This is a genomic window from Halorubrum sp. C191, assembly GCF_002727095.1.
Taxonomy (GTDB): domain Archaea; phylum Halobacteriota; class Halobacteria; order Halobacteriales; family Haloferacaceae; genus Halorubrum; species Halorubrum ezzemoulense.
Genome location: NZ_NHNZ01000156.1, coordinates 1 through 16,316, shown reverse-complemented (window position 1 = coordinate 16,316; position 16,316 = coordinate 1). Strand labels below are relative to the sequence as shown.

The following is a 16,316-nucleotide window of genomic DNA, read 5'->3' as shown; positions in this document are numbered from 1 at the left end:
TACAGCGATTCAACACGGCCGAGAGAAAAGTCGATCCACGATTGAAGCAAATCTGTTACAACAGGCTCGCTGCGACCGATTCCAACCTAAACACATCCAACAAGATCACTTATGTGAAACACCGCTAACGTGAGTGAACCAGTGGATATTTATTTGTCTGTTCACACCAATATAAATGGGACCACAAGTCCCTGATGAGAGCCAGTCGGACGTACAGCCCACGTCACCAACTGGCTCTCAGACACGCTGCGTCCCAGATTTCTACTAAACTGTCCGGCCACTGATGTGAAATGCGGCCTAGCGGAACCCGACTGAAGTGGCAGTGTCGACCGAACTTGATCTTANNCTGCCTTCATTATCCTCTGTGAATCGCTCTCCAGTTCGGCCGATACCGTAAACTCCTCGTAGAACGTCTTTTCCTCCGATTTCGGGTCCAATAGTGTCAACACGACAACGTTCAAAGCTGAGTTAGGGAAGTTGATGAGTATCGCGGATGATATTTAGGCCAGCACAGTCATATGAATTGCTGGGAGGATGATGGTATACAAGCGGTGTTCACCGAAACAACATGATAGCAAGTTCTATGAAGCCGGTAAAAGGTCCAACTTACAGGCGCTGGGCGAGTGTTCTGTGCGGGATGTGTATTTTGGGCCTGCTCATGTATACCGGGGTTGGGGCTGTAGCTGCACAAGAGGCAACAACCAATATAACCATTGATGGGGAGCAGCTCAAGTCTCAAGACAATGTTGTCGTATTAAACGACCCAAACGCAAACATCACTGTCACAGCAGATGCGCCGATTGAGTTGATCGAACTGCGAGTCAATGGGGACGTATACCGTTCATATCGACCTAACTCGACGACATTTGACCGATCAGTTACACTTGATCTTGACCCAAATGAAAATACGGTAGAAGTAATTACAAAATCTGATACAGTAACAACATTCAAGTCATCGATAACGAAGCATACAGCCGCACCAAGGGTAGAATACACCTCGCCATTTTCAACGACGGTCAAAGGTGGGCCAAACAATACGGTAAATGTTACTAGTGGGCAAGTCACTCTGGCTGGCAATCTTCATACGGTAGTAGATGTTAAAAGCATCCGAATTGAGCGAACGAGCAACTACGGGCCTGATGAGAGTAGCTCAGATGTAGACCGGAAGATTCATCGAATTTCGAACCCCGGAGAGTCTTTTTCTCAAGAGTTACTGCTTGTCGACGGAACAAACAATCTCACCGCAGAGTACACAGATACGCTCGGCCGCACAAACACTGACCGGTTTGTAATTGACGTTGATGATGAGTCGGATCCTACCATCAATATCACCGTCGCGGATGAAAGTTACACGGACACGGCGAGCATCGGCGGTACGGTTCAGGATGAAACGAAACTCAAGCGTGTCGAAATAAATCGGACATCGAACAATGGCTCACAGGTTCTGATGTTAAGCGCAAACGCAAAGCCGAATCCAGACAAACTCAAATACAGTTTCGATACGACGGTTGAATTATATGACGACAACAACGACAATGAATTCAAAATAACAGCAGAAGATGCGGCAGGAAACATACGCAATCAAACGTTTGTAATCAAGTATGAACCAGAACCTGAGGTGAACATTACAAACGCGACAATCAATCTAGAGGCAAAAACAGTCCACCTTGCTGGCACAGTCTCACAGGCAGAGATTAGTCGAGTCACGATCGAGACATTCAACACATCAACTGGAGAGCGACTTGATCTTGATCGAGTGTATGATACAGAAACATTCACGAATGCTGTTAGCTTTGATAAAGAGTTTAGAGCGTCTGCCAAGGGTACAATAGTGACCATACTGGTGAGTTATCGGTCGGGACAGTACTCAGCAAGTATTACACCAGAGATTCCAGATTCACAAAAAGAAACAGACACAAACAACGGCACAGAGACGACTGATAATACGACTTCAGTACAATCCGAGACAACAAATAGAACAGTCCAAAACACAACCGAAACTAAGCCAGATAATCAAACGTCTGTTGAAACTAATTCGTCTAGTGGAAATGAAAGCCAACCAGACACGACACCAAACTCGCCGACGTTACTTCCTGTTCGGACACGCGATGCCTTTGGTGGAATCGTTGTCGTGGGGGGAGCATACATACTTGGACACTGGGTATAAGCCAGTGAGAATCATGTCCAGTCAAGTTGACATACTTGTGTAATACATTGTCGGTGGTTTGCCGTCTTGCGATTTCCGTCTGTGTCGAGTGAATTCAGTTCAGTTAATCTTGGTTGGTCCAGCGATCACGACACCATCTCGTTTAATAGCGACATCAATATTGAACTCATCAGCGGGATGAGAGAGATCAAAATCACAACCAATTCTACTGTCGCTATCGACCGTGGCCACACAATTAAGAACTTGACTGATTCCGCCATCCTTCTCATCCGCAGTGATACGAATAATCGCGGAGCTGTTCGGCGCAAGGTTGGTGCTAGCTGTCACAGATAGCCGAGTAGAGTTGCTGATGGTGTGATTTGTTAGTTCAGCAGTGGGCTCAGACACGGTGAATGACTGCCGAAGGGAGGCCCTCGGTACAGAGTTCGGCGCTGACTCATCAACTTCAAGCGTAACCGTGTACTCACCCGGTTCCAATGTGGTTGTGTCAACCCCCACGGCAAGTCCAGGTACGCTGTCATTGTACACTGTGTGGACGCTCGCAAGTGGATCGGTAGGTGACTCACCCTCTTCCGAGGTTAACTGGAGGTTAATTCCATGACCGAGAGTACCTTGACCCGCAAGCCCGTATGTGACGATACCAGCGTGCCGATGAGATATATCACCGTTTTGAAGAGTAATGGAGACGTCTTGTGAGCCTGTTACTTCGGGATTCTCAATGTCGTACGCGACACGAAGTGTACTGTGGGTAGAAATCTCAACTGGACGGTCGAGTGAGATTGCTAAGCGTCCGTCTGTACCCGTCTGGATGCTCTGTATCGATCCTTTTAGTGAGCGATCGATATATCCGTTCTTGTTTGTATCAATCCCAAGTACCTCGATATCGGACTGAGTAACCTGTTGAGTAGCTGCGTGAGATCTGGCGTGATTGCTCTGATAGTTGATCGAGACTGATGTGAAAGAGACTGTCTCGTTACTACTTATATCGGCTATGTGGGTTGTTTCAGCACCAGGGGTGCTATCAACAGGGAACACAAGGTTTGACGCTGGAGCTGGTGAGGTAAGGAGACCACCAATCCCGGTAATTGGAAGCCGTGTCCAAAACTCATCACCACGGGCAACATTAGGTGAATCCACATCCGTGGTGTCCGTAGCACCTACCTCCGACAACTCCGACTCCTTTTTTAATCCCGTTTCAATATTTTTGTACGATGTATCAGGGGGAACAATCACATTCGTTCCATTCGGTTGGGATGGTTCAGTAATCATAAGCACTGCCGCAACGCTTGTCTCATCAGTTGAGACAATTAGATTATATCGGCCAGTATCGAGTACGGCCCCTTCAGAAAGTCCAGATTCAGAAATGAGTCGGACTGAGTCACCGCCAGTAGCTGTGAAGCGGTTGCTTTTGTCCACATCAGTTGGATAGAATGTATTAGCCCGGACAGTGACCGAACCATCTCCATTGTTATCGTACGCACGGAGTGTTGTCTGGTACTGTTGATTCGGTGCCTGGATGGTGAGCGTCACCTCATCAGTGTCACGCATCTGGATCCCAAGCGTAGCCACATCGCCCTGCGTCACCGTTGTCTTTGCAGTATCAAACCCAACTGCAGGGGAGGACTGTGATTGTGCCGCAGTTGAGATGCTGAGCGGCATAGCAAGGCAAATAACCCCAAGAAAGAGGATCACTACGCCAAGCGAGACACGTGTATTCATGGTCAACTCCTCCTACCGTTCTCGGTTGTAAATACTTTCTGTCAGTCCCAGTGTGTCTGCCTCGCGAAAACCATGAACACGTAGAAACAAGAGGCCCTATCCTCAAGCGCGAACCGAAAGGCGATCGGTAGGATGAGGTAGTTCACACTAGCGTATATCAACGAGGAGAGATGCTTAGGTGTCGGATTCTTCTGGCCATCAGGTTTTGTAGTAGTCGCGTCAGTTGTCTGTGAAATATCCGCTACGCTAGCAACTGACGAGCCTTAGGCAGCCGCAAAAAATGAAAATACGCACCGCGAGGACCGAACGGAGTGATCCGTTCGGTTATTAGCTGGCGTTAGTTGTTGCGACGGGTCGCGAGCAGCGCAGCCGCGATGAGCGCAACAAGGGCGACAAGCGCGCCGAAGCCGGGCGTGCTGCCGTCAGTGCTGCCACCATCGGAGCTGCCGTTGTCGGCAGTGTCGTCGCCGGTGTCGTCACCAGTGTCGTCACCGGTGTCAGTACCGTTATCGGCCTGCTGACGTTCTTCGACGATTTCAATCTCGGCACGGTCCGTGTTCTCACCGTCATCAGATTCGACAGTGTACGTACCGGGCTCGAGGTTGGATGTGTCGAAGGTAGTGGTCCACTGACCCGTGGTCTCCCACTCGTCAGTGCTCGAGATCTCGAGCGAGTCGCCGTTCTCGTTCAGGATCTCGACAGTGATCGAGTTGTCGTCGGGGCGCAGGTTGGTCATACCGGTGGCAACCAACGTCTCGCCGGATGCGACCGGGTTGATACCGTCAGCCTGAGCCTCTTCGGGGTAGACAGAGTCGACCGTCGTCTGACTCTCAGTGTAACGGAAGCTCTGCGTGATCATCAGGTCGTCGCTGGCCGTGTCCTCAGTCGTCTCGCTGGTGATCAGCGAGCGAGCCTGCTCGGCGTTCAGCGACCGTTCTGCGACCTCGTCATTAACCCACGTCACGAGGGCACTGATATCATCGTTACTGCCCTGGCTGGGGAGCTGGCCGTCACCCACGGAGTCGTCACGGCTGACCGAGATGAAGTGGGCCGTCACCGTTCCTTCGGAGAACTCGCCATCGTCAAGGTTTCCGTCACCGTCGGCCGCTTCCGGGATCGAGCGGTCATCGATGTCGATCGTACCGTCGCTGTCGACATCAACCGTCTGCGCGGCGACGTCACCGCGCGAGTCGACGTACACGAGGGCAACCTGACCTTGGCCTTCCGCGTTGCCAGAGATGTCGACAGAGTTGTCTAGGGTATTGACCTGGCCGTTAATCGTTTCCAGCTGCGCCGACAGTTCTCCTTCGACAACCGTAATGGAGTTCTGTACGCTAGTGGCGCTGCTGAAGTCGGACGTCTGGATGGTGTCGCTCCCGTTAGATTCGCTACGGTCGATAGCACCAATCCGGTATGTTCCAGTCTGCTGGAAGATGCTGTCGCCTTGGTTACCGGTACTGCTCAGCGTGACATCTTCTTCTTCGAACTCGTCTGAAGAGTCAACGTTGATGTTCTCGACAACGAGTTCCCACTGGTCGTTGTCACGAGCGTAGATGTCCACTGCGTCGGAGCTCGTGGCAGTCCCGTTGACATCGACTTCGGAGCCGATTGTGTACTGGCTGTCCGGACTGTCGAGAGTGATCGAGCCCTCCTCGACGTCGAAGTCCGTGTCATCCACGGATTCTAGCGAATCAATCTCGGTTAGCGTGTCACCGCTCGCGTTGTACACGTCAAGCGTGACCGTCGTATCGTCGAGCGACTGACTGCGGATCGAGCCGGCACCAGTAGTGCCGTCGATCTCAACAACCGCGTACGCAACGTCCCGGTCCGCGGCGGATTCGTAGCGCGTATTGCTGTCCGTGTCTGCGAAGCCAACCTCGACGGTGTCGCCAACGTTGCGGAAGACGCTGTCGATGTTGTCGCTGCGGAAGTCTTCGCTGTCGACGGTGACGATGTGGTACTGACCGTTCGTACCGCCCGTCACGGTGTACTCGAGGTTGGTCCCCTGCGTAACCGTATCTTCGGCCGTTTCGACGCCGACCGTATCGTCAGTTGTCAGTTCGATCGTGTACTCTTCGACGACGCTGTCCTGGTCGAGGTTGTCCGCACCCTCGAAGATGACAGTGTACTCACCAGAGTCCTCGCCGCCGAGGTCGAAGCCAGTCTCGTCCACGCCATCCGCACTCGAGAGCGTGGGGTCGTCGACGACCTCACCGGTGATGTCGGTTCCACTCTCGTCCTCAACCGTAATGGAGAGGTTCTCAGCTTCACCGAAGTTCCACTCACCGTTGATCGTGAGGTTGTCAGCAGAACTGGGGCCGACCTGACTCACGTCACTGGTAGTTCCGTTGATCTGAACCTCGGAGGTGGTGATCCGCGGTTCTTGAACGATCACACTGAAACCACCGCTCGTTGCGTACGTGCCGGTCGCCGCGCCTTCCGGAATTGGCTGCGTCAGCGACGTACCCTCGTTGTTACCAGCGGTCTTCTGGAGCGACCCGCTACTGACCTCACCTTCATCACTAACGAAGGTCAAGTCGTCCTCGCCCTGGTAGATCGTACTACCGTTGTAGACGATTCCAGCCCCAGCACTCCGCTGAAGCGTTGCGGTGTCGCTAGCTAATGAGGCAGAGCTCACCTGACTATCACTAAGCGAAGTTCCGTTAGTGACATCACCGTCATCTACAAGATGGGCAGTGAAAGTACTGGCCACCTCGCCCTCAAGGGAAACGTCAACCGAGGAGCTTGTAGCGTCGGTAACGGCGACAACTTCGTTATTGTTGCCGTTATCGTACGTCAGAACGATGTCACCGGAGCCGTCAGTACTGTCTGTTTCTACCTCAACGTTACCATCAGTAATCGGCTGGTCATCAAAAGTTACTGTGTTGTCGCTGTTGGCAGCCGCAGCGGGAGCTGCAGCAAATCCGACAGCCACCATGGAGATGACCATGAGTACGCTAAAGAAGACCGCATTGGCCTTCGTGCGTGTTCTATTGTCGTTTGTCATTGTTTGTTGTTGTCTGCATCCGAGTGCGCCAGCAGTTTTGTCCTTAACACTCCGCCTCGAACCACTACCACACTGTGAGGCGGATACCGTGCGTCGGATTACTCGCTTCTGCCGCGTTCGGGGATAGGGGCATCAGAACAATACGACGGTTCTTATAAATACTTTGTGTGTCTCCTAAGTCATGGTAAGCCGTACCAATATGTGTGAGAGCTCTTGAAGCGGCTGTTTTCGATCAGTGGGGTTGCCGCGTGGAACAATTGCTGCTCAATATGATCTAAGCTAGGAACGATGTTGAACGCGGGTTGATCTGCCGTGTTGACTCGATGGAAACGCTGCTACCCTAGGAGAGCGTGAAACAAGACATGGGACGCAAGAGACCGACCGCTATTCCGTGCCTCAGAGCACGTCGTGTTGACTGGTCCGTGTGCGAAAGGAGCCGAGTCATGGGCGCTACAGCCCGGATGCCGCGCTCCGGCGGCCCTCAGTGGCCGGCCGAGGCCCTCCGTGAGCGTCAGCTATCGCCAGACAGCGACCGCACCGCAGACACGTTCCGACCGCCTGCCGGTTGTGAGAACAGCAGATCCCCGGACGGCGTAATTATTTTGTCGTTAGACGTGGTTCGCCCGGGTAGCAGCGTTTCCATAGGTGAATAGCGATCTAATCGGCTTATATCACGGGGTAGAAGGACGAAGCCGAGGAAATCGATTCTGTCCATGGAAGTCGATCTCCTCGACTTCGTTGAGCAGTGTCGACACCTAGTCAAACAAGCGTTAGGGAGGCACGCGGGCGAGCCCGCCAGCGGCGGGTTCGCCCGCTGGAAACACGTCGTTCTACACTGTTTTCGGCTCGAAGAAGACCACAGCTACCGCGAAACGCCGAATCGGCTGGAGTACATGGCCGAGATTTGTGACGTACTCGACTTAGATCTCAGCTTTGAACGTTGNNAACGTTCAAAGCTGAGTTAGATCGGGACGACCTCCCTGATCACACGACGATCTACAAGTCGTTTGATCGGCTGAAGATGTGGGTGTGGCGGGTGCTGCTGCGCAGAAACGCGCAGCAGCACCCGCAGTCCGGTCACGCTGCGCTCGACAGTACGTTCTTTGACCGCCGACGTGCGTCATCGTACCTCCGCCAGCGAGCTGGACAGACGATGTAGACACTGAAAGTGACGACATTGACTGATGTGGAATCGCTTGCTGTTCTTGACGTTCACATCGCAGCTCGGTGGAAGCATGACACGAAGACCGGACCGCAGGTCCTCTGCCGAAACGCGGACAACCTGCAGTCCGTCGCCGCCGACAACGGCTTCCAAGACTGGCACACCGACTACGAAATCGCCGCACACGACATCGAGTACCTTGTTCATTACCGCAGCTCGTCAGCGAAGGCAGCCGCGAACAACGCGCTCAACCGAGCAAATGGCTACTCTCAGCGATGGATGGCCGAAACATCGTACTCGACAACGAAGCGCTCGCTCGGCGACGCCGTGCGAACGCTGGGCTGGTATCGGCAGTTTCGTGAAATCGTCTGGATGTTCGCCATCACCAACATATTCGGGCTTGCCGCCCGTCTGTCTGTCCGACAGACGGGCGGCGTCCCACATGATGCGGCTTCCTTGGCACATAGACCAATTAATAACACGCGTTCGAAGACGCTTGTGTAGCATCGGCCTTTACCGCCCCATTCTTACTCCGTGCGCTGGGGACTTAGCAGGCTATCATCCCATCAAGAGCGCACCATACAATTCACAGCGGTTCAGCCCATCGGACAGCGATTTCAATGTCAAACTCAGCAGGGTCTGTCGATCCATTCGCGTCGTCAGCGTCGTACTGAATGACGACACCGTTGAGGGTGCGCGTTCCCGAATCAAACGAATCGTACGTCCGCTCAATATAGTTCCGTCCAACAGCAGTGCGATCAGTAACACGTGGTGGATGATACGTCCGGTCATCGTCCGGCGGCTCATAGTAGGCATCGGCACGCAACTCAAGTGTTCCATACTGTGCTGGTCCGACATTGGAAATGGAGATGTCAGCAATAATCTGTGACTGATATAGCGATTCGACGATACGGTCAATACGGATTGTCTCAACAGCGATACCGGCAGCATCAAGCGAAGTTGTGATGCCTGATGATGCGTTATTCGGCGGTCTAGAATCCGCTGATTGAGACCTAGCAGACGTCCTTCTCTTGGGGAGTGATGAGCTGTTTGTACGCGACTGAGACGACTCCTCAGACGCATCAGCCGAGGATGTCTCACTCTCAACAAGGCAGCCAGCAAGAGACAAAGACCCAACAGCAACGAGGAGCTGCCGCCGAGGATAAGCTTGTGTCATACGTGGTATTTGATGGCACCCAAATTAAACCCTAACCACATGGGTCAGTCTGAAGCAACCAACTTTCAGTAAGTTGGTCCTGCCAGCGAGGTCGTTCTTCCCACGCATCGCCAGAAAAGCCAGTAGCAAAAACGAACGGACCAGCCTGAAGCAGATATCCGTACTGAACGCCCGGAAAGTCATCAAGATTAGTCCGATCGCTCCCTGCCTCGTGGTGATAGTAGCGGTACCACTCAACTGAATCTGTGGACGACGTTCCCTCCGGGGTAATTGTGGTAGTCCCTTCGGTGGTCCCGGCCTCAAGCATAGTTGTAATTTGCTCGCGTGCAGTCGCGCGATCGTCGTAGTGTTGGACGTGTAGTGGGGTACCGTCTAGATCGCCGGGCGGGCCACGAAACGCGTTGCGGCGGCGTTCAACAGGATCCGGACGAGATGCGAATGTGAAAAATAATTCGTCAGTACGGCCTGACGGTTGGACGACCGGCCCTAACCGATTCCGGAGGCTGTCTCGACGAGTCGCCGGAAGCGGATCTGCAGTGAACGTGGGAGAGTATTTTTCACTCTCATCCGCATACGGTTCATACGCGAGCGTTGTAAACGTGCGACGAGTCGGAATCGCCAGTTCTACGAGAACATTACCGACGGCACATGGAACAAGCCGGTCAAGCAACCGGTTATGGATCGGGTTGCGTGAAAAACGCCTGCTGACATACACTGGAGTCTGGATTTGGAAAAACGAAAGTCGCATCCGATCGAGTTCCTCGACAAATCGGTCAGCATCGTTACGACGTGCTGCGCGAGCCAAAGACGGGATATGCATATCAGTCCGTGACTGAAGAAGGTCAACAGGAGAAAAGTGGGGTTCAAACGCTGTTTCCGCGCGGTCCGCAGCGTCGTATCCGACAGTTTCGAGTCGGTCAACCATCTCGGCTGTTGGCATCGTTGGCTGATGGATTGTGGTACGGACTGTGTCGATAGTCTCAATCACACTGTCAATAGCCTGGTTATATGACTCAACCGCGCGTGGATAAGAGATAGCAAACCACACCACATCAGCAACAATCGCTTGCGTCCTCTCAGCAATGAGTTGTATCAGGTCGGAGGCGTAACCGTCGGCATCCGTTGAGTTATCTGTAGGTGGCTCATCGGTGCCAGCTTCCAGCGTAGTATTTGACTCGTCTGAGGATTCTATTTCGTCTGGATATCTCACACCATCAACACTCAAACAGCCAGCAAGACTTGCGGCAGCGCCGAGCCCGGCAAGCACGTTACGGCGCGGTTGTTCCATGCTCCATGTCGGTGGGGCCAAAACTTAAATGTCGTAGATTACATTATCAGCCATGCGAAAAGGTCAACAATAGTTAGACTGTATGAAATGATTGTGGAGTTATGAGATTTCGCATACCTATTGCTGATCAGCCTGTAGCATGTGTAGATATGTGGTGTGGCGGTGCTGAGTTGCTTACGTCGCCGCTTGTGGTGGGAGTCATTGCTAGTCTTGGAGCAATGTTGTTACTTGTAGTAGGTAAACTCCAGACAGCGATTGAAACATGCCAGGATGAACGGGAGTGTATTATTGCGGAACAAGACGCATTTCGTCGGTTTCAGACGCAGATACGGCAGGTCGAGCCAGTACAGTTTGAATCGCCAGATACCGCGCTAACAGATGTAGGTGACCGGACAGAAGTAATGGACGTACCCACAAGTCCCGGAGATGCGACACTCAAGTATGTACTTTCTGCGTATGAAGAAACAGTGCGATCAGTTCCGCACTATAGCATTGGCGATGAAGAGAGCCTTGCTGAAAATCTCGCTGCTGAGCTTGGAGAAGATATAGTGACGTCGTTGGCAACAAATCGGGTTCTCACTCCAGCGGTCCAACAAGCAATCGTTGACCGGAGCCAGCAGGCAATCGATGTACGTGCGGAGCTTATAGAGGTAGTGACAGAGGAGATGGATCGGCTCGCAAACTATCAAACGGAACTTACTAACATCGAGACCCGACAGGATAATCTCTGCGCGCACTTCGGGTCCGTACAAATGCGGCGCAGGGAGGCCGCGTTTGATATTTGGTGTGCGCTTCAGGATCTCGAGACAAAACTGGATAGAGTCGCTGAACAGCGACAGAGAGACCTTCACTCACCACCGGTTGCTGAGCCCCCAAGTGAGGAGACATCTGATGAACAGATCGAGTTCTGTGAGTACCTGTATTCAGATAGCGACACGCCACAGTATCCGGTCTTATCAGTAATTGGGGAACTCGGAGAAGCAATCCGAACCGACAAAGAGCAAATCAGACCGTATCTTGGATGAGTTCTGAGTCGATATACGAAACAAGCATAGAATGTGTCGCCGTGACAGCGTCTACTCGATCTGTTGTAACACGAGTATATATGCCACCCTTAATCGTTGCGAGAATGTATTCTGTGACTTCAGAGGCATTGACCGCTTCAAACACATTTTCAGCAATACCACGTTCAAGAATCTCCCGGATCGTATCTGCTAACCGTTCATCAACGTGCGTAAATTGAGCGCGGATACGACTGTTCGTGACTGCTTGTGATCGAAAGCCGACAAGCACTGTTTGAAACTGATAATCGTCTTCAACCGGGTCCGGTGCGAGAAGTTTGGCAATGAGCTGTTTGAGGGTTTCAGCTGGATTCTGGCTTGGTTCGGTATCAAGAGTCGATTCGAATTTGTTGACAGTGAACTCAAGCAGTGTAATAAGCAAATCGTCTTTTGAATCGTAGTAGTGGTAGATAGAAGATTTTGATCCATCAAGCTCGTCACCAATACGGGCAATTGAGAGATCAGCATAGCCGTGTTTGAGCAACGCTGTGTGTGTTGCCTTCATAATGTTCTCTTCCGTGGCGCTCAAAGTGTGTTCCGACTGATCGCTTGTCATTGCTCGGTTGAGTCCGTTGTTTCAGAGGCCGTCTCAGCGTTGGTGAAATCAAATTCGGCAGAGTTTGAGTCCTCATCTGCTGATGGCTCAACAGTCTGTGAGTTCATCTCATCAGTTGTCGCCGTCTGTTCTGTAGTAGTTGAGGGTCCCGAGGTTGTCGTGACAGCGTCTTCTACAGGAGCCGCGCGACGTTGAAGTTCATCAATCTGTGGAACAGACGTCACATTTGCGAGAACGACAGTTGCCGTGAGTTCTGTTGTGTTTTGAATTGGCTCATCGCCAGCAAGCACTTCAACGGTCTGCGTTTCTTCTTCAAGCAGATATCGGCCGGTCTCAAATCCTTTCCGAGAGATTGTATCTGGGGGTCCACTGAGGATGAGCAAAACCCGATCTGCAGAAGTGATTTCACAGGGTAGCGTGAGTTTCGATTGGACTGCGCGACTGATCAGTGTCTTTATTTTCGACGCATCAACCGGAGTAGACCCAGAGGGCTGTGATCGACCAAGCAGGCGAAGAATCCGAGCAAGAAGTCCATGAGCGTTACTGTCAATTTCAACTGTGGCGCGACCAACAGTTGTTACCCCACCAACAGCAAGTGTACGTGAGATATCAGCAGGGTCAATCCGAAGTTCAGATTCAAACGTCGTGTTGGCTTCACCGGCACCAAAAACGCTCAACAGTCGGTTGACGGTCATCTGATTAATCGACTGATAGCAATCAGCAATAGCGTCTCTATCCCGGGACCATGAATCGTTGTCGACAAGAAGCGTTGACGCAGCACGTGGGACAAGTGTTCGAAGACCACGGGCAGCGGTCAGTGCTCGTTGGTCTGACTCCGTGTCAGCGGGGAGAACACCCAGTGTGTACACTTCAGTTTCATAAATATCGGTGAGTTCTTCCAACAACACACTCCCAACACCAGCACCAGTGCCGCCGCCAAGCCCAGCAACAATCATCGTGGCTGCGACTTCTGTTTCATCGATTTTATCGAGTGCACGTCGAATTTCTGGCCGCTCCGCTTTAGCGACTTGTGCGCCAACATCTGGATCGCCACCGACACCATACTCATTGATGTCATATTCACGCGTGCGCGAGTTACTGGAGGCACCTTGTTGACTCGTGGTTGTGGATGTCTCTGATTGTAGTTGGGGATCGTGAGACGAATTTTGGGAGTCAGTAGCAGGAGAGTCTGTGTCTCGTCGAAGTACTGCCGGGTGTGTATCGCCAAGGAGGATATGCTGGTCAGTACTGAGGGCGGTTGTCTGAGAGAGTGGTTGTGATTCAGTGTGAAACGCGAGAACGTTTCCATTAGTCACCGACCGGCCTGTGCGGTGTTCAGTTCGAACAAACTGATCAACGAGTCGGGTACCACACCCGCCAACGCCGAGAAGTGCTACCTTCATTTACACACCAACGGCTGCGAGTGATGGTGGCGGCCAACAGAGTGGTGATGCGTCTGTCGGACAAGCGTTTGACGACGTGTTCGCTCAAACAATAGGGTCCAGATCATTGTCGTCATCGGTAATTAGCGACTGAATTTCCTCTTCGCGAACCGCATCCTGTTCTTGAATTTTGTTTTGTGCGTCAACAGCTTGATCTTGGATTTCGTTAATCCGCGGTGTATCAGTCACATTTGAGAGCAACACCACAGCCGCAAGGGTTGACGAGTCGGGACGAGGATCATCACCAGCAAGGACATCAACGGTATCAGCTTCTTGTTCAAGCCATTCACGAGCAGATTCAACCCCTTTTCGTGAAATCACATCAGGCGGCCCGGCAAAGACAATCAGCGCACGGTCAGCACTCGAGACATCACATGGAACAGTGAGCCGAGAATTCGTTGCTCGGCGCACCAAGCCTTTGATTTTTGCAGCATCTGTTGATTCACTCTGTGAGTCATCAACTTCTTTGAAATTGGCTAACAGTCCTTCTTTTGCGGGGGTAACGTCAGTTGAAGCGTACCCGATTGAGGAGACACCACCGGTATCGAGGGTTCGCATAATGTCACTCGAATCCATTGCGTTCTCACCCACCTCCGACTCATCAACTTCGCCGGCGGCGAGCAGAGTGACAATGCGTGTCGCAAGTTCTTCGTTCATCTGTTCGTAGCCCTGCTCAATAGTCTGCCCCCGAGAACGCCACGCATCGTTGTCGAACGCGATGAAGTTGTCAACTTTGTTGACGAATGACTGAAGCGAGCGGGCAGCGTTGAGGGCTGGTCGGCCGCCTTCGTATGTGCCAGGTAACACTCCAAGTCCGTACACTGGCTCATCGTACATCTTCTGTAGTTCGTCGATAACAACGGGAGCAGCGCCACTACCAGTGCCTCCACCAAGGCCGGCTGCGACTAAGACGGCATCAACCTCGTGAATTTCAACATCGTCGAAAACGCGCCTGATTTCATCAATGTCGGTTTGCGCAACCTCAGCACCAATTTTAGCATCACCTCCAACCCCGTGTCCACGCGCTTTCTGATGGGTATCGCCGATTAACACCCGGCGATCTTCATCGAGATGTTGTGGTTTAGCGAGGTCTGTCCGAGCCGTATTAATGACCAATGCGTGACGACACAGATTACGACCAGTCTCAAATTCAAACTCAATCATCTGGTCGATAAGCTTGCTGCCTGCGTTACCGACCCCGATCGTTGCGAGTTTCATTGGTTGTTTCTCTGTTGAGCCGTATGAAAGTGTGTTGGTTGTGGGTGGACCTCACCGGGCTCAGAGTACGTGGCTGTGGAACGAGTCATTGAATACTGGTACGTGTGGTTCGGGACGTATTAATTAACAGTTTGTCGGCGCTAAGTCCCCTTCCCCAAGTAGCGGCCAAAGGGAGCAAGTAGGGAGGGGATACAGCGCCGTCATCACCTGTTCATTCCTCCGATACAGCCGGTCCGCAGGCCAACGTGCCGAAGCACTTACCTATATGTCTCGCATATAAATTAGCATGGCATCATTCACAGTTGAGGGTCAAGAAGCTCTCGACCGGGAAGTGAAGCCCTTCGGAAGCGGTGGTGCTCATATTACCATCCCGAAGCGGTGGCTCGGGGCAGACGTGAAAGTAGTCCGCATCTCTGAGCCTGCCGAACCCGAGGAGTAACGCAACATGGACTTCGCTTACAGGTTCCGACTCAACCCCACACTCAGCCAGCAGAAGCAGCTAGCGTGGACGTTGGATACCTGTCGGCAAGTCCGTAATCACTTTCTCCACCGGATGAACCGTGTGGAGAACCCGACGTACACCCCCATTCGTCTTTAGTTAATACTCCCAGTAATATCTCATGGCGGTGTTTTTGGGCTGGATTCCGGACAATCACACCAGCTACGGTTCGAAATTCAGGTCTGAAGCAGATGCTTATTGCTTGATTTTGGCGGCAATAGCAGTTGGTTCGTGAGATCCACCTCTCCAAACACTTTTGCGCATAATTAGGCAATATAGTATTACTACTGGGCTTAACTAAAGACGAATGGATCTCGTGGCTGTGGAAGACCTCGACGTGAAAGGGTTAGTCGAACTCTCGGGTAACTCACGCAACCGTGCGGGGGCGGCGTGGGGTACGTTCCTGCGGATGCTGGGGTACAAGTGCGAACGCGAAGGCACGTACTTCGTAGCGGTAGAACCGGCAGGAACGACCAAAGAGTGCGCTGCTTGCGGTGTCAAGACGGACAAGCCGTTGTGGGTCCGGGAACACTCCTGTCCGTCGTGTGGCTTCACCGCCGATAGGGATGCGAACGCGGCGTGGAACATCCTTTCTCGTGGTCTTGAAGGAGTAGGAGTGGGATACTCCGAAACAACGCCTGCGGAGACTGCGCTCCCTACGGGGACCGATCCGGTCCCTGCAAAGCGCGTCGTGAAAACAGGAAGCCCCGACCTCAAGGAACGAGCCGCGCCAGCGGCGAGTGAGTAGGTGGGGTAGTTCACTCTGCGTCAGACGTGACTATCAATAGTTTAGTCAGACATATGACACATGCCAACGCAAGCAAGGTTGGAATAATAAAAATTATATTTCACAAACCCGGCTGCCAACTGTGAAGAACTTACGAGTGATTCTACTGGCGGTGGTTGTGGTGACAGCAGTCGTGGGAGCCTCAGGAACCGCCGCTGGCGCACAGTCGGTAGTAGCAGAGTTCAAACACTCAGAGAGTGAAAGTCTGTCTGCCGATTACAGCGGTCAGGAAC

The 16,316-nt window shown here is 52.4% G+C and carries 11 protein-coding genes and 2 pseudogenes; 6 read left to right on the top strand and 7 right to left on the bottom strand.

Annotation, left to right across the window (positions count from 1 at the left end; all coding sequences use genetic code 11):
* Positions 1–568: 568 nt before the first annotated feature.
* Positions 569–2,167, top strand: a complete 1,599-nt coding sequence (locus Z052_RS19890; RefSeq protein ID WP_144050039.1) for a hypothetical protein — start codon at positions 569–571, stop codon at positions 2,165–2,167.
* 99 nt (positions 2,168–2,266) lie between these two features.
* Here the strand turns inward: Z052_RS19890 and Z052_RS19885 are convergent, their stop codons facing one another.
* On the bottom strand, positions 2,267–3,886 hold the full coding sequence (locus tag Z052_RS19885) for a hypothetical protein (RefSeq protein WP_144050038.1): 1,620 nt from the start codon (positions 3,884–3,886) through the stop codon (positions 2,267–2,269).
* A gap of 337 nt (positions 3,887–4,223) precedes the next feature.
* Positions 4,224–6,893, bottom strand: coding sequence for an HVO_2072 family ArtA-dependent S-layer glycoprotein (gene csg, locus Z052_RS14735; RefSeq protein ID WP_099289200.1), 2,670 nt, complete (start codon positions 6,891–6,893; stop codon positions 4,224–4,226).
* A gap of 713 nt (positions 6,894–7,606) precedes the next feature.
* Here csg and Z052_RS14730 point away from each other — a divergent pair.
* Positions 7,607–8,448, top strand: a pseudogene (locus tag Z052_RS14730) (transposase); the annotation flags it as partial.
* Positions 8,449–8,641: 193 nt separating this feature from the next.
* Here the strand turns inward: Z052_RS14730 and Z052_RS19880 are convergent.
* Complete coding sequence (locus Z052_RS19880; protein WP_144050037.1) at positions 8,642–9,232, bottom strand: hypothetical protein; 591 nt, start codon at positions 9,230–9,232, stop codon at positions 8,642–8,644.
* A gap of 31 nt (positions 9,233–9,263) precedes the next feature.
* Complete coding sequence (locus Z052_RS19875) at positions 9,264–10,520, bottom strand: hypothetical protein (RefSeq protein WP_144050036.1); 1,257 nt, start codon at positions 10,518–10,520, stop codon at positions 9,264–9,266.
* A 401-nt stretch (positions 10,521–10,921) separates the two neighbouring features.
* Between Z052_RS19875 and Z052_RS19870 the strand changes: the two genes are divergently transcribed.
* The gene (locus Z052_RS19870) at positions 10,922–11,545 is read left to right on the top strand and encodes a hypothetical protein (protein WP_139835121.1); all 624 of its coding nucleotides are present in this window, start codon (positions 10,922–10,924) and stop codon (positions 11,543–11,545) included.
* On the opposite strand, the gene Z052_RS14715 is transcribed toward Z052_RS19870, so the two are convergent.
* From Z052_RS14715 to Z052_RS14705, 3 genes are all read right to left on the bottom strand, one after another.
* Positions 11,526–12,137, bottom strand: coding sequence for a TetR/AcrR family transcriptional regulator (locus Z052_RS14715; RefSeq protein ID WP_094521145.1), 612 nt, complete (start codon positions 12,135–12,137; stop codon positions 11,526–11,528). The two genes, Z052_RS19870 and Z052_RS14715, sit on opposite strands and share 20 nt — an antisense overlap.
* A complete protein-coding gene (locus Z052_RS14710; protein ID WP_099289198.1) occupies positions 12,134–13,540 on the bottom strand; it encodes a tubulin/FtsZ family protein in 1,407 nt (468 codons plus the stop codon). Before Z052_RS14710 ends, Z052_RS14715 begins: the two co-directional genes overlap by 4 nt.
* A gap of 84 nt (positions 13,541–13,624) precedes the next feature.
* A complete protein-coding gene (locus Z052_RS14705; protein ID WP_089309059.1) occupies positions 13,625–14,797 on the bottom strand; it encodes a tubulin/FtsZ family protein in 1,173 nt (390 codons plus the stop codon).
* Positions 14,798–15,083: 286 nt separating this feature from the next.
* On the opposite strand from Z052_RS14705, the gene Z052_RS19865 reads away from it, so the two are divergent.
* The 3 genes and pseudogenes from Z052_RS19865 to Z052_RS14695 all read left to right on the top strand — a co-directional run.
* On the top strand, positions 15,084–15,236 hold the full coding sequence (locus tag Z052_RS19865; RefSeq protein WP_144050035.1) for a DUF2080 family transposase-associated protein: 153 nt from the start codon (positions 15,084–15,086) through the stop codon (positions 15,234–15,236).
* A gap of 6 nt (positions 15,237–15,242) precedes the next feature.
* Positions 15,243–15,395 carry a helix-turn-helix domain-containing protein gene (locus Z052_RS14700; protein ID WP_199058292.1) on the top strand — a complete coding sequence of 51 codons (153 nt, stop codon included), beginning with the start codon at positions 15,243–15,245 and terminating at the stop codon, positions 15,393–15,395.
* Positions 15,396–15,597: 202 nt separating this feature from the next.
* A pseudogene (locus Z052_RS14695) lies at positions 15,598–16,044 on the top strand (RNA-guided endonuclease InsQ/TnpB family protein); the annotation flags it as partial.
* Positions 16,045–16,316: the final 272 nt, after the last annotated feature.

Coding starts and splice junctions, on each gene's coding strand:
- Z052_RS14700 (WP_199058292.1), top strand. CDS start 15,243: ATGGACTTCGCTTACAGGTTCCGACTCAACCCCACACTCAGCCAGCAG.
- Z052_RS14715 (WP_094521145.1), bottom strand. CDS start 12,137: ATGACAAGCGATCAGTCGGAACACACTTTGAGCGCCACGGAAGAGAAC.
- Z052_RS19870 (WP_139835121.1), top strand. CDS start 10,922: ATGGACGTACCCACAAGTCCCGGAGATGCGACACTCAAGTATGTACTT.
- csg (WP_099289200.1), bottom strand. CDS start 6,893: ATGACAAACGACAATAGAACACGCACGAAGGCCAATGCGGTCTTCTTT.
- Z052_RS19885 (WP_144050038.1), bottom strand. CDS start 3,886: ATGAATACACGTGTCTCGCTTGGCGTAGTGATCCTCTTTCTTGGGGTT.
- Z052_RS14710 (WP_099289198.1), bottom strand. CDS start 13,540: ATGAAGGTAGCACTTCTCGGCGTTGGCGGGTGTGGTACCCGACTCGTT.
- Z052_RS19875 (WP_144050036.1), bottom strand. CDS start 10,520: ATGGAACAACCGCGCCGTAACGTGCTTGCCGGGCTCGGCGCTGCCGCA.
- Z052_RS19880 (WP_144050037.1), bottom strand. CDS start 9,232: ATGACACAAGCTTATCCTCGGCGGCAGCTCCTCGTTGCTGTTGGGTCT.
- Z052_RS14705 (WP_089309059.1), bottom strand. CDS start 14,797: ATGAAACTCGCAACGATCGGGGTCGGTAACGCAGGCAGCAAGCTTATC.
- Z052_RS19890 (WP_144050039.1), top strand. CDS start 569: ATGATAGCAAGTTCTATGAAGCCGGTAAAAGGTCCAACTTACAGGCGC.
- Z052_RS19865 (WP_144050035.1), top strand. CDS start 15,084: ATGGCATCATTCACAGTTGAGGGTCAAGAAGCTCTCGACCGGGAAGTG.